Origin of the sequence: Mesobacillus jeotgali, assembly GCF_900166585.1 — a bacterium.
GTDB lineage: Bacteria > Bacillota > Bacilli > Bacillales > Cytobacillaceae > Mesobacillus > Mesobacillus jeotgali_A.
In genome coordinates this window covers 150,460-169,135 of sequence record NZ_FVZC01000009.1, presented here as the reverse complement: position 1 = coordinate 169,135, position 18,676 = coordinate 150,460, and the positions used below count along the sequence as shown (strand labels likewise).

Genomic DNA, 18,676 nt, shown 5'->3' with positions numbered 1-18,676 from the left:
ACCTATTAGAAAAACAATAAGCTATTCGAAAACAGCTGCCATTTTAACTCGAAAAAGGCGCTTCTTCCCCGTGCGCCTTGTATGCCAAACAATTGTTCTGTATGTATACCATTATACCTTTTTTGCAGGCTGATTTGAAAGCAATGAGCCCGTTAATTTTTCCCATAGTCTGATTCTCTCAATAGGAGTGAACAACCTTCAATAGACTGGGTATCTGCATATATTGCAGGTGGGCAGGTGATGTAATGAAACCATTTAGCTTTTTTCATAAAGCCTCGATTCTACTGACTCTTTGCGCCATCATGGTCGCAAGCAATATTTATACGCTGATTCCCATTTATTCGGTACTATCGGAGAACCTGGGGATTGCTGAGTCACATGTTGTCATTGCCGGTGGATTGTTTACCTTTTTTTATGCCTGCGGACTCCTCTCATTTGGACCTGTATCTGATTACACCGGCCGCCGCAAGATACTCGTGTTTGGCTTGCTGGCATCTGCAGTTGCAACTTGTGCTGTCGGATTTTCGACTGGCTCCTTCAGTTTGTGGATTACCCGTGCTTTTCAGGGTTTAGCACTGGCTACTTTCGCTTCGGTTGCCTTTGCCTATTCATATGACCTCTTCACTGCCCGGCAGAGAACCATCCTTGTTGTCCTGATCAACACCGGCTTTTTGATAGCCGGCATATTCGGCCAGGTAGCCAGCGCTTTCCTTGCCGAGGCTTTCTCCTGGAATGCCGTGTTTTATTTCTTTGCTGTAGTCTACTTCATCCTGTTTTCAGCCGCCTTCTTCCTGCTGAAAGAATCACCAGGACACTCTGTCGAACGAAAACCGCTTGTGACGATATTTTTTCAGTTATTAAAAGAGCCGCGGCTGATGAAGTGCTACTTGATCACTTTTTCGCTCCTGTTTGCCATCATCGCCTTCTACGATGCAATCGGCAGGTTTTTTGCCGGGCCTGCATCTGACCTTTTGCTGATTAGGCTTGTGGGATTAATAGGTGCAACCCTTTCTTTATTCACGGGAACTTTGATGGACAGGTGGGGAGAACTAAGGACACTAATGTTCGGGCTGGCCATTGGGTCCTCGAGCGCATTCATCCTGCTTTTCCTTCAAACAACCGGTGCCCTGGTCATTCTTTCAATCTTTTTTGTTTCGTCTATCTCACTGGTCATCCCTACCGTCATCACAATGATTGGGTTTTACGGCAGAAGCCAGCGGGCAAAAGCACTTTCGCTTTATTCGTTCGTCCTTATGACAGGCGCAAGCCTGGCTCCCCCTGTTGCCGCTGTTTTACCGTTTAAAGGAGTCATGCTTCTATTGGCACTTCTATTCTTCTTTAATATCTTTTTGTGCATCTCCATAAAAGAAAAAGCATTCCAGTCAGCGAAAGCTGGCTGAAATGCTTAGTTCAGAGTTGTTTTATACCGGCATATATTCCTGATTCCTTCTCCTATACTCTTTAAAATCTATACATTCCTCAAACCCGGGTACTTTTTCCTTAAAAGCAGAACATATTCCCTAATGCCTTTTTTAGCTGACTGGATTCTGATCTTTATTTGCTATTTCCTTTAAATACTTCTTATCAATCTTCCCGACATGTGTCTTCGGCATCTGGCGGATGAGGAGAACCTGTTTCGGCACTTTATAACCAGCCAGCTTTTTCCGGCAATATTCTTTGACCTCGTCCTCGGACAATATGGCCGTTTTTTCAAGGACAATGAATGCCGTCACGGCCTCACCCCACTTCTCATCTGGCATCCCTATTACCGCGGCCTCCTGGATGCAAGGATGTGAACTAAGCCAGTGCTCGATCTCAAGGGGAAAAACATTCTCTCCGCCCGTGATGATCATCTCCTTTTTCCTGCCGACAATATAGAAATAACCTTCTTCATCCTGCTTCGCAAGGTCGCCGGTATAAAGCCATCCGTCTTTCAAGGTATTTTCGGTCGCGCTGTCATTGTTCCAATAATAGGAGAATGCATGCCTGCCCTGTATTGCCAGCTCGCCAACCTCTCCAGCGGGGGCTTCGCTTCCGTCATCCTTTATGACCTTGATTGATGTGAACAACATTGGTTTGCCGACAGAGCCTCTTTTGACATCGGCTTCAGAAGGATCAATGAAGAAATTATTCGGTCCAGCCTCTGTCAGTCCATAACCTTCTTTGAAAGCGATGCCCTTCTTCTTATAGGCTTCATAAATATCGAGCGGGCATGGAGCTCCACCGGATAAAAACAATTTCATATCGTTGAATTCCGCTGCATGGAACTCATCCGATTTTACCAGCATGTGATGCATTGTCGGCACAAACAAGACAATCGTACACTTATGCTTGATTAAATTTTCAATGGCTTTTTCCGGGTTAAACTCGTCTGCCAGTACCACCGTTCCGCCAGCCATCAGGATGGGGATCGAAAGGGCATTCAAGCCGCCCGTATGGAATAAAGGCAAATAGGTGATCGTCCTGTCTTCCTCTGTCAGATTCCAGCTTGCGATAGTGGAAATGCTGTTCCAGATGATTGCACGATGAGACAGGACTGCCCCTTTTGGTTTTCCAGTGGTCCCGCCTGTATAAATCATCGCCAGCGGGTCTTCTTCGTCCAGGTAGACAGGATGGATTCTCTGTTTTCTTGAAAAAAGCGCCTGATAATCTGAGCCATCAATCTGGATGCAGTGGTCTGCTTCGTTCCAGATCATCGTTACTTCTTTTGTGAATTTTGAATGAAACGCCAGCAGGGCTGGTTCACTATCTTTTATGATAAAGGCTAATTCATCTGCTGATAGCCTCCAGTTCAGCGGCACAAAAATAGCACCAATCTTTCCGCATGCAAACAATAAATCAAAATAACTGATTCCGTTCGGGGCGAGCAGTGCAACCCTGTCACCTTTATTGACACCCTTTCCCAGCAGCCATACCGCAATTGCTTTAGCTCGTGCATTGACTTCACTGTAAGACCATTCCTGATCCGTACCTGCGTCAGCAATCGCTGCGGCCCCCGGTGTCAAACTCGCCCTTGATTCTAGCCAATCGAGCTCCCACCTCACCGTAATCTCTCCCTCTCGACGTGATGGGTTTAATTTTAAATAATGGAAGTTACAGGGCAGTTACATCTAAAAAAAAACACCACAGCCTTTGGCCGTGGTGTTCTGTCCTTACTATCTATTCAGCTCTTCTTCTGTTAAAAGTCCCATTCCTCTTACGTGATCCCTCGCCTCGCCATCGCCCAGCCTGTAAACCATGGCGTAAATTTCCTTCAAGGCATTATCATATTGTGCATGTTCCCGATCCGGATCCTTGAAAGGATGCAGATGGGAATTCCCGTAGGTCGCCCAGTCCGCTTTATAGTTCAACTCCAGATATTCACGAAGGTCCTTGATTTCCTCTCCTGTCGCAAACAAGGTAAATAAATGGCCCTCTTGCTCAGCTGGCGTATCCAGCACCTCGCCGCTCTCTATATTAAAATAATACCTCTGCTTTTGCTCTTCCATGTACAGCACCTCAATCTTTTTTATACCATTTACCACTTTTGGCGAAAAGTTAACCATTAAATATCGGTGTGGTGCATTTAAAAGCCATGATTACAAATATCTAAGATACTTTTGGTTCATTTAAAAGGGATATAGAAGTTTTCATAGCAGATGGATTGACTTTAATGCCAGTTGGGTGACTTTCTGCCGGTTAGAGAAGTTTTATCCACGGTTAAAACTTTTTATCAACGGTTAAGAGAGATTTATTAACGGTTGGCTCGATTTTATCAACGGTTGGCGGAATTCCCGTTGTCTCTAACCCCAATATAAAAAAGCGCAGCGGGTGCGCTTTTTCATTATTACATCATGATTCCGCCATCCACATGGAGGGTTGTGCCATTTACATACTTTGATTCATCTGAGGCGAGGAAGAGATAGGCATCTGCGATATCCTCCGGCAAGCCCAACCTGCCAAGCGGGACGAGCATTTTCATTTGCTCAATCACTTTATCGGGTACTTTCGCTGTCATGCCTGTCTCAATGAACCCTGGTGCGACAGCATTCACGTTGATTCCTTTTCGCCCAAGCTCTTTGGCCCATGTTTTCGTCATCCCGACGACCCCTGCTTTAGTTGCTGCGTAGTTTGTCTGGCCTACATTGCCGTATATGCCGGAAACTGAAGAAGTGTTGATAATTCTCCCTGACCCTTGCTGGACCATTGCGGGGACAACGGCCTGGGCACAATTGAACACTCCTGTAAGGTTGACATCAACAACTTTTTGAAAATCCTCAACTGCGAGCTTGTGCAGCATTCCGTCCCTTGTAATGCCTGCATTGTTTACCAATATATCGATCTTGCCGAAATGGTTCAGTACGCCTTTAACCATAGAATCAACGCTATCCTTATCTGCTACGTTCACCTGGAAAAAGGCTGCTTCATAGCCTTCTCCCGCGAGCTCGGCTGCACGCTGTGATCCTGTCTCCTGATCAAAGTCTGCCATTGCCACCCGTGCACCTTCTCGGGCAAAGGTTTTCGCTGCAGCAAGGCCTATTCCATTCGCGGCTCCTGTAATGATCGCGACTTTGTCTTGCAATCTCATAAAAACACCTTCCTATTCTGCTAAAAATCCGTCAATATGCCTTATTAGCTGGCCCAAATCATCCACAAGCGGGGAATGGCCGCAATTCTTAAGCTCTACAAATCTTGCACGCCCTTCAAAATCCTCAACTATCTCTTCTGTCATCTTACTTGTGACAACAAGATCACGGTCACCGCGGAGGACAAGGACAGGAATCCGGAGATCCTTCACCTGGTTTGTTCCAACCCCTAAACCATTATCAACACCACTGATGTTAAATGTATTAAGGGAATGATAGACCTCTCCCAGGTTGCGCTGGGTCAGCATATCCTCGACATACTCATCGTAATGCGCCGCTTCCGGCTGACGTTCAGTATAAATCAACATATTCCACATCGCCTTTAAAAATCCTCTATTCTGCTCGTCATAGGCGGTCTGGACAGCAATCGTCTTTCCGGTATCTGCCTTTACATCTTCATAAGTTGTAAGGCGATTATTCAGATCAGGCAAGCCTTCCTCACTTGTACCGAAGAATGGATATCCTCTTGTTGAAGCGGACGCAAGCAGCACCAGTTTTTCACAATAGCCCGGGTAATCGGCAGCAAACTGCATTCCTACGGCACCACCCGTCGACCAGCCAACGAGGGCGAAATCCCTTAATCCAATTTCGTCGACAAACAGTTTTACATCATCGGAAAAATCCTTGATGGACATGATTGGCTTATGGTAACTGGAGCCCCCAAATCCTCGTAAATCCAGTGCATAAACCTTATAATCAGGATTCATCTGCTCGATCAGCACATCCCAATGCTTGGACGATGTCATGTTTCCATGGATCAGCAGTACATTTTTCACGCCGCCGTCCCGTTCCCGATAAGCAATACTTTCACCGTTTGGCAATTCAACCTTTTTCAATTCAACAGCTGTCCTTTCCATATCAGCTTCACCCTTTCCCCCAGCGTATTGTTGTTGCTCCCCAGGCATAGCCAATCCCGGCACTGACAAGGACGACAATACTCCCGTCCCTCAGCTTCCCTGCCTTTTCCGCCAATTCAAGTGACAGGATCTGGTCAATCTGGCCGATGTGTCCATAGTCTTCGAGATAGATTGATTTAGATTCCTCGAGCCCTAATTGCTTTAAAACATAATCATGCGCAGACCGCTTCATATGAAGCATCCCAACATAAGAAATGTCTTTTTCAGAAAAGCCGCTTTTTTCCACAGACTGGCGGATGACTTTCAGGAAGTTGGCCATCGACTTATTCTCCAACCTGTCTTTCATCCCCTGAGGATCCAGGACATCAAGCTGATTCAGTCCCCGCTCCAGGTTTTCTGCTGAGATTGGATTCTTTGTCCCCCCGGCAACAACCACAACATCCTCGGAAAAAGACCCATCAGTGATGATTTCGGTTTGGAGCAGAAGGTTTTCCTGATGGTCCCTTTTCAGTAAAATCGCCCCGCCTCCGGCACCGAGATTGTACATGAACCGAGTTCTCGGATTCTGGTAATCTATAAAATCTCCGTTCCGATAGCCGCCAGCCAATAATACTGTTTTGATATCAGGATCTGATAGCATCATTCCCCTGGCGAGTTTCAAAGCCATGACTGTCGTACCGCAACGCAATGCGGTATCGAAGGCCCAGGCATTAAATGCGCCGATTTCCTCCTGCAGTTTGATTCCAGCAGTCCATAATGGGTACTCCTTGTATTCCTCCCCGATATAGATCACAAGATCGATTTCCAGCGGATCGATGCATGCTTTTCTGATTGCTTCTCTCGCAGCCTTGATTCCCATCTCACATGTATGGTCTTCAGGACCGGGAACAGGCTTTTTCTTGATTCCCATCTTTTCTTCCACAACCATTTCGGGAATTCCTGCTGCCTTAGCAATTTCCGCCCCAGTTATATATGTCTCGGGAATATAGATTCCCGTACTGACAATCCCGATTTGCACTTGTTCAGTCCTCCTTGCACATGGCTTTTTTCGCCCGCAAACCTAGCCTTCTCCTACAACCTCTTTGATAAATGACATTGCCTCATCGATGGATTCAAATAAAGCTTCTTTTTCTTCCTGCACATGGGTAACCTTGACCCGCCAATATTTTTTGCCAGTCTCGTTTTCAATGTCCGCAAGTTGAAAGCGGAGTACGAATGAGGTAACTTGCTGGATCTCCATCACGACTCGCCCTGACTGATGGCATCCGAATTAACAGAAACTGGTTCTTTCTTTTTCCTGCTGAATTTCAGTTTCTTCAAGGATCCGACTATCCCCATTGGGAAGAACATCACAGCAAGGATATAAATAATTCCAAAGAAGATGATCCACCTTTCAAAAATCCAGTGTACCTTTGCCAGCTCTGTCAGCCAGTGATGGGAAAACTCAATGATCCCTGCTCCGATGATCGCCCCTACCAGCGTTCCTACACCGCCTATAATCGTCATCAATAAAGCATCGAGAGTAATATCCATCGTGAATACACTCGTGTTGACGAACCTGAGGGAAACAGCATATAAAATCCCGGCAATTCCGGCAATCACTCCAGACACAACACTTGCAATAACTTTATACTGAAGCACACTGTAACCTAGTGACTCTGTCCTTTGTTCATTTTCCCGGATTGCCTGCAGTACTTTGCCGAGCGGCGAGTTCGTGAACCTCGTCAATAAAATGAATACCAACACCATGGAAGCAAGGCATATTAAGTAAAAATCCGTACGGTCCTTTAAAAAGTCGGGGACTCGGAATGTAAATCCGTCATTGCCATACGTGACGGTACGCCATTTTTCAGCTAGCACCAGAAACAGTCCCGAAAATGCCAGCGTCAGCATTGCGTAGAAATGACTTTTCAGCCTTAGCGTCAGCAAGCCGACTATATAACTGATGAGTGCAGTCAGTAAAATCGTCACCAGAACCGCCATCAAAAAATAGCTTGTTTCCGGTTCGAATCTTTTCATAAATACACCAACAGTGTACGCGCCGATACCGAAGAACATTGCATGCCCGAATGAGACGATGCCTGTGTATCCAAGCAGAATGTCATAGCTCATTGCAAGCACGGCGAAAATGAAAACCTGGGAGAGCAGGATCAGCATACTCCTTGAATCATAGACAAAAGGGAGTACAGCCAAAAATGCCGCAACAATTAAATAGATGATGTTCATGCGCTTTGAAAACATTCTTGTCATTTCTGCTTCACCCCTTTGCCCCGAACAAGCCCTGAGGCTTGAAAATCAACACGACGGCCATTAACAGCATGTTCGCTGCCAGGGCCAGATCGGGTACATAATAAGCCATGAAAGAACCGGACAAACCAACTAAAACAGCGGCCATGACCGAACCAGTAAAGCTGCCCATACCGCCAATGACCACCACGATGAATGCGAGGATCGCAAATTCCATTCCCATATCGGCATAAATCACGCCTGAATAGGGCCCGAGCAGCATTCCTCCTAGTGCGGCCATTCCTGATCCGATCATGAACACGAACATGAATACCTTCTGGATGTTAATTCCCAGTGACTGGACCATTTCCTTATTCATGACACCAGCACGAACCACAAGGCCGATCTTTGTCTTTTTTAACAGGTATTGTACTGCCAGGAACACTGCAAAACCGACGGCAATAATGAAGACACGGTATTTAATAATAATGATCCCCCCGAGCTCCCAGCTGCCGGACAGATAATCGGGTGTGGCGGCAGAAATCTGGTTTGGTCCCCAGACTACTTTTAACATTTCGGATAAAACAAGCATCAAACCAAGAGTGATCAAAATTTGCTGTACATGATTACCGTAAACCGGCTTGATGATCCATCGTTCTGTTATAATACCCAGGATCATTCCAGTCAGGATGGCACCGATAATCCCGGCAAAAAAGCTGCCTGTCGATGCATAAATCCAAATGCCGCTGTAAGCGCCCCAGGCAAACAAGCCGCCATGGGCAAAATTCAGAACATCCATTAAGCCAAAGATCAACGTCAGACCCGCTGCCAGAAGGAAAATCAGCATCCCCGTGGCTAACCCGTTAAGGCTCAGATTAATCAAAACATCCACACTTTTCTCCCCCTTCCCTATGCTATTCCGAGATATTTCCTTCTCATTTCTTCATCCTCCCGCAGGACATTCATTGAACCGTTGGAAACCGTTCTGCCATCATCGATAATGTAGAATCTGTCACCAATCGTACTCGCCATCATGAAGTTTTGCTCTACAAGGATGATGGTCGTTTTATCTTTCATTTGCTGGATCGACTCCATTACTTTTTCGACGACAATCGGGGCGAGCCCCTTGCTAGGCTCGTCAATCAGCAGCAATTCATTGTCATTCACATAGGCCCTGGCAATCGCCAGCATTTGCTTTTGGCCTCCGCTCAGCAATCCGCCAGGTTTTTTCCAAAACTTTTTCAAGTCCGGGAACAGATTCAATATCCATTCCAGCCGCTGGTTCGTTTCATCATTCTCTTTCTTGATTGCCACCTTGATATTTTCTTCGACGGTCAGGTCAGCAAAAACCCCCTGGTCTTCGGGCACATACCCAATCCCTTTATTAGCGATTGTGTAGGTTGGGAGGCTTTTGATTTCTTCACCTTTAAATAAAACTGATCCTTTTGCAGCCGGATTCAATCCCATGATGGTCCTCAAAGTCGTTGTCTTTCCGGCGCCGTTACGGCCAAGAAGCACCGTTACCTCACCTTTCGGCACCTCGAAAGAAACTCCTTGAAGGATATGGTACTGGCCGATGAATGTTTCAATTTCATCAAGTTTTAGCAGCGTGTTCACTGTGCAAACCTCCTAAATATGCAGACTGAACTGTTTCGTTTTTCATGATTTCTTCCGGAGTGCCGTCAGCTAGCAACGCACCGTTGAACAAAACCATGATTGTATCAGAAAGATCCATGATCATATCCATTTTGTGCTCGATTAATACAATCGTCCTGTCGCCTCGCTGTTTAATCTTCCTGATCACTTCGAGGATTGCCGGTACCTCCTCCAGTGACATTCCTGCTGTTGGTTCATCGAGCAGAAGTACCTCTGTGTTCAAGGCCAGAAGCATCGCAATTTCAAGTTTCCTTTTCTCCCCATGAGCAAGGTTCATCGCAAGTGCATCCTTCTTGTCATCAAGCAGCACAAGCTTAAGCCACTCCTCTGCCTGCTCCTCGAATTTAATATAAGAACGGAAGTGTTTTAGCATTTGATAGCGAACTCCTTCATGTGACTGCACCGCGAGACGGACATTTTCCATCACGGTCAGGTTCGGGAATACATTAGTAATTTGAAATGAGCGTCCGATTCCCGCCCTTGTCCTTTTTGTCGGGGACATTCTAGTAATTTCGCTTCCTTTAAAGAAGACCTGTCCTCCGGTCGGAGTGAGCTGGCCACTTAACAAGTTGAAGAAAGTTGTCTTGCCCGCACCGTTTGGCCCGATAATCGATTTAAAATGGTTATGGGGAACTGAGATGCTGACAGAGTCAACCGCAGTATGACCCCCAAAAGCAATACTGAGGTTTTTCGTTTCCAAGATAGAAGTCATTCTTTTCTACACCACCCTTTAAAAATAGAACTCTATCGCAGTAAAGAATAATGAACTCCGGCTGGTGTACCGAAGTTCATTACGGACATTTGTTAATTACGGATCGGAGGAGCCGTTTCTTCCGGTGACAGTTCACGAATCAGGACCGGAACTGGATAGTTGAAGCCATCCTTTTTCTCCAGCTTGATCGCATATAGTGCCTGGAGTGCCTGGTGATCCTCTTCACGGAAGGTCATCTTGCCTTTTGGCGTTTCAAAGCTCATGCCTTCCATCGTTTTAATTAAATTCTCGGAGTCCGTGTCGCCTTCTGTTTTCTTGAGTGCCTCCACAATTGCCATCGCAGCTGTCATGCCTCCTGGCGTGAACAAATCAGGAAGTTCTCCATTGAATCGTTTTTTATGTTCATCAACAAGCCATTTATTGATGTCATTTTGCGGAAGATCATGATAGTAAACGGTGAAACCTTCCATGCCAATTAGTGGCTCCATCGTTGCCAGGGCAGCAATGTCAGGTGCCCCGGTAGAGATTTTTATCCCTTTTTCCTGGACCTTCATGTCAGCAATCTGGTTCCAAGGTGAGTTGGCTCCTGCCCAGACAACAAATAAGTAATCTGGCTTTTGGTCGATGATTTTCTGGATGTTGGAAGTGAAGTCGGTCGCTGCCGGATCTGCATATTCTTCGTGGACGATTTCAGCGCCAAGTTTTTCAGCTGCTTCTTTGAATGCAGAAACACCATCACGGCCAAATGAATAATCAGGTGCAAGCGTGGCGATTTTCACGCCTTTCTTCGCAATTGCAGCTGCTCCAGCAACAGCGTCCTGTGAAGAATTTCGCGCTGTTCGGAAAATATATTCATTGAATTCTGAACCCGTAATGCTGTCTGCTACAGCAGGTTCAACAATCATGATTTTTTCATATTCTTCAGCCAATGGAAGTACTGCTAGTGTGTCTCCAGAGCTAGATGAACCGACAAGGAAGTCCACTTCATCCTCTTCCAGCAGCTTTGTTGCTTTCTGGACAGCTACTTCCGGTTTCGTTTCCGTATCCTCAACAATGAATTCAATCTTGCGTCCAGCTACTTCATTTGTTCCATCCGTCGCATATTCAAGTCCCAGCTCGAACCCGCGAAGTGTCTGTTTCCCATAAGCCTCGAGCCCGCCTGTTTGCGAAGCCAGAACCCCAATCTTGATAGGTTCGGTGTTTTTCGGTTCTCCTTTCCCTTCTTTTCCTTCTGTTCCCCCAGATTTCTCTGTTCCCGATCCACTGCAGGCACTTGTAAACAACAGGACCAAAATGAGCATAAAAGATAAAGCAAAATTCCGTTTACCAGCTTTCATTTCCTTTCCCCCTCTAAAAGTGATGCATCCAAAGCCACAAGCTTTGACACCATCTTAAAAAACAGCAGTTACAAATGAGTTACAGGAGAATTCAAAATTTTGAAACTTTCGGAAGTTTTCTCCGTATAGATATATCAAAACTTAAAGGGGGACAACTCCAATGGATTCAGTTATCTGGTTCCTTATCATCCTTTTCACTCTGCCATTTCTCATTACAACTATCATCATGGCACCGATTCAGTACAGATATATTACAAAAATGGAAGAATCAAAGAAATACCGAAAGCAAACACAGGGAGAAATGTATGAGGAAATGCCTGTCCATGAAGAAGTCCTGCATGCGAACCTGCAGTCGAACCCCTTGTTCCTACCGGCGAACATGATTGCGGGGATGATCTATAAATTCCGGCATCGTTGAAACAGTGGTTGTTTTTATAAAAAAGTATCCCCTCCTATTTTTATGGCGATAATTGGACTAAATGCCTAAAAATGCGGAGGGGATTTTTTATGAAAGGTATCTATCTAATTAATGAACAAATACATATAAACGGATGTTCCCGGGATGAAAGTTTTGAAATACAGCAAAATGCCATGGCTGATTTCATTCAAAAAGAAGGGCTGGAGCCAGTTAGGCTGAATCCATATCAATTGTACGAGCATTATACACTCCCGCATGCTCTGCTCTATGATTTAAAGCTCCATAAAAGGCAGATTGACTGCTTGCTGATGTATTCAGATCAATCGATTGAGGACTTTGCCACAACATATCCGGCCAGATGGCTGATCCTGAAAAGTTATTTTGACAGGGTCATGACGGTCATTTAATTTGACTGAACAACCCGCGTGAACCATCTCTCCCGCAAAAGGGTGATGTTTCAGCCTATTTTGACTTAAACATCGGTTCCTTTGATGATCATTTCATACATATGCCTGGTTGGCTCTAGCGGGATTACCCCCAGTTCCTCCTCAAGGACAGCACAGCACTTTTTGTACCATCTGATTGCCTGGGGACGATTATTTTTTCGGTAATAGCAAAACATTAATAGTCTGTATGCTTCCTCCCAGGTTCGATCCTTATGAAGGATTTTTTGGCACCAGTGAATAGCAGAATCATAGTTTTCCCGCCTTACATTCAGCTGTGCCAGCCTCTCCGCACCGCGCAAAAAATAAACAAGCAGCCTTTCCCGCTCATTTATGCACCAGTCCTCATATCTCCTTTCGGGAAGATAATCACCATTATATAAATGCAAGGCCCGTTCCAGTTCTTCAATTGACTTTTCCGTGTTCCTTTCTTCCAGACCGGTTTCTGCCCATTCCTCAAAAAGATGCGCATCCAGCTCAATCGCGGCGTGGGGGTTGATTCCATAGCCTGTTCCATCCCTGATGATGAAAAAAGGGGCTGCCCTTGCTTTACGTGAAGGTTCCAGTACATTGTTCAAGGCATTCAAGGCGACTTTGAAATCCCTGTCTGCATTCTTATCCTCATGTGCTGGCCAAAGGAACTGGAAAATATCCTCTTTCATCAGGAACTGGTTCCTCTTTGTCAGAAAAAGCTGGAGAAGCTCTTTGGCCTTGCCCCTTTGCCAGTCTCTTTCTTCCACTTCCCTGTCACCAAGCCAAAGGCGGAATTGGCCCAGAGTCTGGATCCTTAAGGTATAGCCTGGATGTGCAGTCAGGCGGGGGATTTTCAAATCCTCCATCAGCTTCTCCGTATATGCTGGTACAATGGATTGCTTCATTGCCTGAATCAGCATAGCGGATAAAATTTGCAAATCCCTGGGACCAAATGTTGTCCTCTTTTTTAGAAAGAATTCATAGCCCCCACTCTTCATCCGTTTCAAAAAGCTAGTAAATGCCGTTGTAAAACCTTCTTCATTGCTTAACGAGAAGGAGTGAAGTGCATCCCAAAATGCCAGCAGCATTTTGCCGTACTCGTCACCGCACTGATTGAACATATCCTCAGCTTTTCTCAGAAACTCAGCTGCCTCCTCAGACTTGTCATTGTAAATTGCCGTGATCGCCATGCAAAGCGTGATAAGGGCAGAGAGCCATACATCCTTCACCTGTTCGGTTTCAAGCAATGCTTTTCTTCCCGCTTCGGCTGCCCTCTCATATTCCCTCCTTGATCCGTAGAGGATACAAAGGCCCATCAGCGGTTCGGCCTTTCCCCTCTCGATGCTCAACCGCCCCATAATATCCAGCGCTGTTTCATAGCACTTTTCTGCCAGGTCCAGGTCATATTGTTCAATCAACTGAACTGCATGCCCCATCCTGATCCACCCGCAGGCCTCCACGAATGGTGCCTTGCTATTGATTCCATGCTGAATGCCTGACTGGGACAGGATTTTTGCTTGTGTTCCATTGCCTGTAAATGCTTCGATTAACGCCAGCAGCAGGTCTGTTTCCCGGTGGGATTGAGGCAGCTGAAGCTTATCTGCGCCTTTTGCCTCGGTTAAAATCCTTTGTGCCTCGCCAAGTCTTCCGGTCCTCAAGTACAAACGGGCTTCGAGGTGTCCATCTTCAATTTGAACACCCATAGACCTGGCCCTTTCAATCCATTTTTCAGCCTTCAAAGCCTGTCCGGAATTGATCAGGTTTTCAGCAAGAAGACGGTACAGCCGTCCCGTTTCTTCCTCAGTGTCATTAAGCATTGCTGCTTCTCTAAGTTCTATGGCCTGAGCCAGAATACGCTCTGCTTTCAGCGGTTGGATCGTATCCAGATATATTTTTGCTTTTCCTTCAAGCGCCTTGCTCTTCCACTCAATATCGCCTGTCTTCTCAGCAGTTTGGATTGCCTCTTCATAGAAAGCTTCGGCCTGCTGATACAAAGAGCGATATCGATACACCTCACCTTCAAGAAATAATAAGGAACAATAGCGAGTTTTGTTTCCCATTGGAATTTTAGCAAGCCGTTCCTGCAGATTCTCGAGCTTTCCCATCTCAAGCAATTCCAATCCCTGTTCATCCATAATGGAAGCTGCAGCATCATGATGGCCAGCCTTTTCATAGCAGTACAGGGCTTCTTCCCACTGCCCGTTCTTTTCAAAATATCGCCCGCTGCTTAAGATTAAATAATGGTATTGTTCCGGCTGGCTTGTTAACAGCCTGTTCTCGAGGAATTCGCGGAAAAGGGCATGGTACCTGAACTGGTTCTCGCCAACCTGATGAATGAACAGGTTTTTAGCAGTGAGCTGCTGAAGCATTTGCAAAGAACCGTTCATACCAAGAAGATGATCGCAAACGTCCGAGCTAATTTCTTCAAAAATGCACGTCTGCTCAAGAAACTTCTGGATCATTGGGGGCTGTTTTGCAAATACTTCATGCACCAGATATTGAAACAAATCCTCGAGCGACTTGGCAGGCTCTGCAAACAGATCCTCAAGTTTCTGAATGTGGGGAAGCTGCTGGGCAATCATCCCGACCGCAATGACCCATCCTTCCGTGATGGTGTACAATTGGTCGATTTGTTCATCACTGATTGTCATTTCATAATAATCCGTGATAAGTAATTCGATCTCTTCCTTGCCAAAAATCAAGTCTGTTTTTGAAATCTCATTCAACTGATTCTTCATCTTCATTTTGGCAAGAACCTTCCAACCGGGCTTCGTTCTAGTCGAAATAACGAGATGGAGGTGGTCTGGCATATGTTCAAGCAGCTTTTCCATCCAGACATTGATGTGATAGGAATGCTCTATTGCATGGAAGTCATCCAGGATGACGGTGATTGGTGCAGTTATTTGCAAGATTTCGTTGATAAAAAGCGAAGAGAGCATGCTTAATTCCTCTTCCCTAATATAACGGTCCATCCTTTTCATATAGGCTGTTAATTCATGGCCGAAGTCCGGGAACAAGGTTTGAATCGAGGCTGTCAAATAGGATAGAAACGGGAGTATGTCATCATCTGAGGAAGTGATTGTATACCAGCAGCATCGCTTGTTCTGATCCCTGACATGCATCGCGAGTGCCGTGCTTTTCCCATACCCCGCCCCTGCCTGGACGATAGTAAGACGCTTTTCTGCAATCGCTTTCATTTTTTTCGAAAAATCTGCCCGCCTGACCCATTGTTCCTGCAAACTTGGTACAATCAATTTTGTTTTAATTAATGGCAATGTTCCCTGCATAAAATCTCCGCCCTGTTTTCTTAATTGTGATGTTAGTCTAGCATATGGAAAATAAAAAAAGACTCGAAATTTGACGAGTCTTTTGACATAAAAGCAAATGTCAGAACGTTGCATCCATTTCTTCAAGGGGCCAGTAGCGGAGATTCACCTTTCCAACCACCTGCTTTTCCGAAATGAACCCAAACTGCCTGCTGTCCCAGCTGCCAAGGCGATTATCACCAAGCACAAATAATTTTCCTTCCGGCACCTTTTCAACACCGGTTAAATCCTCGAGGGTAAAATCACCCGTCAAATAACCCCCTGGCGATTGGTCACGATACATTTTCAAAAAAGGCTCTTTTACTTCCTCACCATTAATAAATAACCTATCTTTACGATACTCAATCCGATCTCCCGGAAGGCCAATCACTCGTTTCACATAGTCTTCTTCTTCATTTGCATGGAATACAATCACGTCAAACCTCTCAAGATCCTCTGACTCATATCCGAACTTGTTGACAACCACTTTGTTCCCGTCCTCCAATGTCGGAAGCATGGATTCCCCATCAACGACATAATTGGAAAAAAAGAAGATTCTTATGAAAATGAATATGATCATTCCAAGCGAAAAAGCTTTGATCCACTCGGCACCTTCTCTTTTCATTGCTTCCCTCATCCGCTCCAATCACCACCTGTTAACCTGTTCCTGGTTTCAGTCATCATTTTTTTTTACACTCATATTCATTTTTACTTCTATTCTTTTGCCGATATACCACAGGATCGCAATCACTGCCAGAACGATGCCAGTCCGGGCCGGATTGGTGATCAAAGAGCGAATATCATAACCAACGAAGCTGATGGTAAAAACCATCACCATTTTTCCCGCGATGACAGCAAGCATATACTGAGCCATGCTGATTTTTGAAAGCCCAGCGACAATATTGACAAGGGCCGAGGGAGTAAACGGGAAGCACAGCATAAGGAATATCGGTCCGAAACCATGGCGTTCAATCCAATTCATTCCTTTCTGGACTTTTGGGTGGCGCTGCAAGAACCTCAGGATTCGTCCCTGGCCATACCTGCGGAAAATCAAAAAAACGAGCAATGCTCCCAGAACCGCTCCAGTCCAGGAAAATAGAAAGCCCATCCAAAGCCCAAATGCATTCGCATTTGCCATGACAAATAAAAATAATGGCAGGAACGGCAAAAATGCTTCGAGCATTGGCAGCAATATCCCGGGAATCGGACCAAAGGAACGGTACTCGCGGAGCAGCTCCATAAGGTTTTCAATTGTAAACCATTCTTTCATCAATTCAAGATCCATTGAAATCTCCTTGTCCAAGCAACTAAGGGCTTTTCAGGTTTCCGTGAGTGCCACAGATTCCTGGTGCCCATTTCCTATTTACCTCTTAAATTGGATTGTACACCTTTAAATTTCTGCCAGCAGGCTATTTAGTTAGAAATTCCTCCAGAGCACGTCTGTTTTCTTCTAAATCTATCGCCAAGACTGCTCCGGCACCGCTCACCCTTTGATCCTCGTATGTTCCCTCAACCGGAATCCTCATTGTCTCGATATCCCGATTATCCTTTGAAATCAAGCCTTTTCCCATCGATAAAATATCACCCGTATCCATATTGGTATTGATGAATGGAGTCACAACCCCTACCAGTTTAGGAAGCTTCGGGAGCGTCTGGATGCTGGCAAATTCCTTTCCAACTTCCTTTATGACACTTTGCTGGCGCTCGACACGGCCAAAATCCCCGACTGCATCCTGGCGGAATCTTACATATCCAAGCAAGTGCTTTCCATCAAGCCGCTGCACACCAGGTTCCAGCGTGACACCAATTCCCTTGGACATTTTCTTCTCAACGTTGACTTCCACTCCTTCAGGAAAAGCCTCATCGATCAGGCGGACAAACCCTTCAAAGTCAACGATCGAATAATATTGAATGCTGACACCAAAGTTATCTTTAATAGTCTGCCTTAATAATTCCGGCCCGCCAAGCGCAAATGCAGAGTTGATTTTATTCTTTCCGTGCCCGGGTATATCCACATATGTGTCCCTCATGATCGAGGTCATTTTATAAGAATCCGTATCCGGGTTGTAACTGGCAATCATGATTGTATCTGAACGTGAAGCTTCTTTTCCTCTCGCATCACTGCCAATCAACAGAATATTTGTCAGTCCGTTCTCGTCCCGCTCGCCATTGAAATGATATTCCTGCTTATTTCGATTCGCTGCCTCTTCCGAACCCTTCACACCAGAGCGATACTGCATATAGGAATACAGCGCCACCGCCCCGACCAGCAGAAACAATAGCAGAAAAATGCTGGACCACCTGATTCTTTTTCTTTTTTTCTTATGCTCATGCCTTTCAGATCTCATAGGAAAATTCCTTCCGATTATAGTTATTTTAAAACGTCTTTTATAGTATTTTCCTTCTTTTACTATAACCTTAAACTTTTCTTTAGGAATTTTCAAAAATAAACCGCGGCATGGGGTATGCCGCGGTTTTAAAAAAATTTCTTATTATGTATTTGTGCACAGCCCTTTTCCTTTAATTTGAATTTAATAGTTGTGAAAATCTATCTTCTTCTTCATTTTTGCAGCCTTTGAAAATAACTTCTTTGATATCCTCATGATTAAAAACAAATGTGTAATCTTGATTTATATGTCCCTCAGGATAATAACAAGCAACATAATCATACATAGCTGGATTTTCATCATGAAGCAATAGTTGTTCCTTCCATATATCATAAGCTTTTTAACACCCTCTTTAAGGATGACAACTGTCCCAATTGGCAGAAGATCTTCATGTGAATTTTCCATCAGGATGCCCTTCGGTCTGGCTAATAATGATTTTTCAAATTCAAGTAACATAACATAAAAGGTATCGGCATTAACCTTTTTGATTTTTAATGAATCCTCTGATTCCATAAAAACAAGATTGTGTTCATTGGTTAGGATAAATCTTAAACTTTCACTTTCCCAGTCATTAATCCCCTTTGTCAGGAAGACTAGCTTATCAATTCCACTATTCGTTTTGAAATCATGGAAATACTTTTAACGATTACATGGTAAGCTTCCGAACACAACACCATAAGTAAGTTTCTGCCAAAACAATTCTTCGAACCACCCTGTTAAATCACCCGGGAACAAAG

At 45.0% G+C, this 18,676-nt stretch carries 18 protein-coding genes and 1 pseudogene; 3 read left to right on the top strand and 16 right to left on the bottom strand.

Translation table 11 applies throughout. The annotated features are described in order from the left end of the window. The first annotated feature begins 245 nt into the window (after nt 1-245). On the top strand, nt 246-1,400 hold the full coding sequence (locus tag B5X77_RS10920; RefSeq protein WP_079508016.1) for an MFS transporter: 1,155 nt from the start codon (nt 246-248) through the stop codon (nt 1,398-1,400). Nucleotides 1,401-1,532: 132 nt separating this feature from the next. Here the strand turns inward: B5X77_RS10920 and B5X77_RS10915 are convergent, their stop codons facing one another. The 11 genes from B5X77_RS10915 to B5X77_RS10865 all read right to left on the bottom strand — a co-directional run bounded on the left by B5X77_RS10915 (nt 1,533) and on the right by B5X77_RS10865 (nt 11,377). Further along, complete coding sequence (locus B5X77_RS10915; protein WP_079508014.1) at nt 1,533-3,044, bottom strand: class I adenylate-forming enzyme family protein; 1,512 nt, start codon at nt 3,042-3,044, stop codon at nt 1,533-1,535. A gap of 111 nt (nt 3,045-3,155) precedes the next feature. Continuing rightward, entirely contained in the window at nt 3,156-3,488 is a 333-nt protein-coding gene (locus B5X77_RS10910) for a hypothetical protein (protein ID WP_079508012.1), read from the bottom strand. A 338-nt stretch (nt 3,489-3,826) separates the two neighbouring features. After that, the gene (gene fabG / locus B5X77_RS10905; protein ID WP_079508010.1) at nt 3,827-4,567 is read right to left on the bottom strand and encodes a 3-oxoacyl-ACP reductase FabG; all 741 of its coding nucleotides are present in this window, start codon (nt 4,565-4,567) and stop codon (nt 3,827-3,829) included. 12 nt (nt 4,568-4,579) lie between these two features. After that, nucleotides 4,580-5,482, bottom strand: a complete 903-nt coding sequence (phaZ, locus tag B5X77_RS10900) for an intracellular short-chain-length polyhydroxyalkanoate depolymerase (RefSeq protein WP_079508008.1) — start codon at nt 5,480-5,482, stop codon at nt 4,580-4,582. A gap of 7 nt (nt 5,483-5,489) precedes the next feature. Continuing rightward, nucleotides 5,490-6,500 carry a 3-oxoacyl-ACP synthase gene (locus tag B5X77_RS10895; RefSeq protein ID WP_079508006.1) on the bottom strand — a complete coding sequence of 337 codons (1,011 nt, stop codon included), beginning with the start codon at nt 6,498-6,500 and terminating at the stop codon, nt 5,490-5,492. 42 nt (nt 6,501-6,542) lie between these two features. After that, nucleotides 6,543-6,722, bottom strand: a complete 180-nt coding sequence (locus tag B5X77_RS10890) for a hypothetical protein (protein ID WP_079508004.1) — start codon at nt 6,720-6,722, stop codon at nt 6,543-6,545. Beyond that, nucleotides 6,722-7,723 (bottom strand): branched-chain amino acid ABC transporter permease, encoded by a 1,002-nt coding sequence (locus B5X77_RS10885; protein WP_139378417.1) that lies wholly within the window; start codon nt 7,721-7,723, stop codon nt 6,722-6,724. Before B5X77_RS10885 ends, B5X77_RS10890 begins: the two co-directional genes overlap by 1 nt. 16 nt (nt 7,724-7,739) lie before the next feature. Beyond that, nucleotides 7,740-8,600: a branched-chain amino acid ABC transporter permease gene (locus B5X77_RS10880; RefSeq protein ID WP_079508002.1), complete on the bottom strand. Its 861-nt coding sequence runs from the start codon at nt 8,598-8,600 to the stop codon at nt 7,740-7,742. Between the two features lie 17 nt (nt 8,601-8,617). Next, a complete protein-coding gene (locus B5X77_RS10875; protein WP_079508000.1) occupies nt 8,618-9,325 on the bottom strand; it encodes an ABC transporter ATP-binding protein in 708 nt (235 codons plus the stop codon). Further along, nucleotides 9,303-10,076, bottom strand: a complete 774-nt coding sequence (locus B5X77_RS10870) for an ABC transporter ATP-binding protein (protein WP_079507998.1) — start codon at nt 10,074-10,076, stop codon at nt 9,303-9,305. Before B5X77_RS10870 ends, B5X77_RS10875 begins: the two co-directional genes overlap by 23 nt. A gap of 92 nt (nt 10,077-10,168) precedes the next feature. Further along, the gene (locus B5X77_RS10865) at nt 10,169-11,377 is read right to left on the bottom strand and encodes a substrate-binding domain-containing protein (protein ID WP_139378416.1); all 1,209 of its coding nucleotides are present in this window, start codon (nt 11,375-11,377) and stop codon (nt 10,169-10,171) included. A 196-nt stretch (nt 11,378-11,573) separates the two neighbouring features. Here B5X77_RS10865 and B5X77_RS10860 point away from each other — a divergent pair, with 196 nt between their 5' ends. Then, nucleotides 11,574-11,831, top strand: coding sequence for a DUF3949 domain-containing protein (locus B5X77_RS10860; RefSeq protein ID WP_079507994.1), 258 nt, complete (start codon nt 11,574-11,576; stop codon nt 11,829-11,831). Nucleotides 11,832-11,920: 89 nt separating this feature from the next. Then, on the top strand, nt 11,921-12,238 hold the full coding sequence (locus B5X77_RS10855; RefSeq protein WP_079507992.1) for a hypothetical protein: 318 nt from the start codon (nt 11,921-11,923) through the stop codon (nt 12,236-12,238). A 65-nt stretch (nt 12,239-12,303) separates the two neighbouring features. Here B5X77_RS10855 and B5X77_RS10850 read toward each other — a convergent pair whose 3' ends face one another. The 5 genes and pseudogenes from B5X77_RS10850 to B5X77_RS10830 form a co-directional block, all read right to left on the bottom strand. Then, nucleotides 12,304-15,534 (bottom strand): BTAD domain-containing putative transcriptional regulator, encoded by a 3,231-nt coding sequence (locus tag B5X77_RS10850; RefSeq protein WP_079507990.1) that lies wholly within the window; start codon nt 15,532-15,534, stop codon nt 12,304-12,306. Between the two features lie 100 nt (nt 15,535-15,634). After that, complete coding sequence (gene lepB, locus B5X77_RS10845; protein WP_079507988.1) at nt 15,635-16,189, bottom strand: signal peptidase I; 555 nt, start codon at nt 16,187-16,189, stop codon at nt 15,635-15,637. Between the two features lie 36 nt (nt 16,190-16,225). Further along, on the bottom strand, nt 16,226-16,837 hold the full coding sequence (locus tag B5X77_RS10840) for a TVP38/TMEM64 family protein (protein ID WP_079507986.1): 612 nt from the start codon (nt 16,835-16,837) through the stop codon (nt 16,226-16,228). 124 nt (nt 16,838-16,961) lie between these two features. After that, nucleotides 16,962-17,900: an LCP family protein gene (locus tag B5X77_RS10835; RefSeq protein ID WP_079507984.1), complete on the bottom strand. Its 939-nt coding sequence runs from the start codon at nt 17,898-17,900 to the stop codon at nt 16,962-16,964. A 172-nt stretch (nt 17,901-18,072) separates the two neighbouring features. Continuing rightward, nucleotides 18,073-18,344: pseudogene (locus tag B5X77_RS10830) on the bottom strand (DUF4176 domain-containing protein). Nucleotides 18,345-18,676 lie beyond the last annotated feature (332 nt).

Coding starts and splice junctions, on each gene's coding strand:
- B5X77_RS10920 (WP_079508016.1), top strand. CDS start 246: ATGAAACCATTTAGCTTTTTTCATAAAGCCTCGATTCTACTGACTCTT.
- B5X77_RS10910 (WP_079508012.1), bottom strand. CDS start 3,488: ATGGAAGAGCAAAAGCAGAGGTATTATTTTAATATAGAGAGCGGCGAG.
- fabG (WP_079508010.1), bottom strand. CDS start 4,567: ATGAGATTGCAAGACAAAGTCGCGATCATTACAGGAGCCGCGAATGGA.
- phaZ (WP_079508008.1), bottom strand. CDS start 5,482: ATGGAAAGGACAGCTGTTGAATTGAAAAAGGTTGAATTGCCAAACGGT.
- B5X77_RS10890 (WP_079508004.1), bottom strand. CDS start 6,722: ATGGAGATCCAGCAAGTTACCTCATTCGTACTCCGCTTTCAACTTGCG.
- B5X77_RS10885 (WP_139378417.1), bottom strand. CDS start 7,723: ATGTTTTCAAAGCGCATGAACATCATCTATTTAATTGTTGCGGCATTT.
- B5X77_RS10870 (WP_079507998.1), bottom strand. CDS start 10,076: ATGACTTCTATCTTGGAAACGAAAAACCTCAGTATTGCTTTTGGGGGT.
- B5X77_RS10865 (WP_139378416.1), bottom strand. CDS start 11,377: ATGCTCATTTTGGTCCTGTTGTTTACAAGTGCCTGCAGTGGATCGGGA.
- B5X77_RS10860 (WP_079507994.1), top strand. CDS start 11,574: ATGGATTCAGTTATCTGGTTCCTTATCATCCTTTTCACTCTGCCATTT.
- B5X77_RS10855 (WP_079507992.1), top strand. CDS start 11,921: ATGAAAGGTATCTATCTAATTAATGAACAAATACATATAAACGGATGT.
- B5X77_RS10850 (WP_079507990.1), bottom strand. CDS start 15,534: ATGCAGGGAACATTGCCATTAATTAAAACAAAATTGATTGTACCAAGT.
- lepB (WP_079507988.1), bottom strand. CDS start 16,189: ATGAGGGAAGCAATGAAAAGAGAAGGTGCCGAGTGGATCAAAGCTTTT.
- B5X77_RS10840 (WP_079507986.1), bottom strand. CDS start 16,837: ATGGATCTTGAATTGATGAAAGAATGGTTTACAATTGAAAACCTTATG.
- B5X77_RS10835 (WP_079507984.1), bottom strand. CDS start 17,900: ATGAGATCTGAAAGGCATGAGCATAAGAAAAAAAGAAAAAGAATCAGG.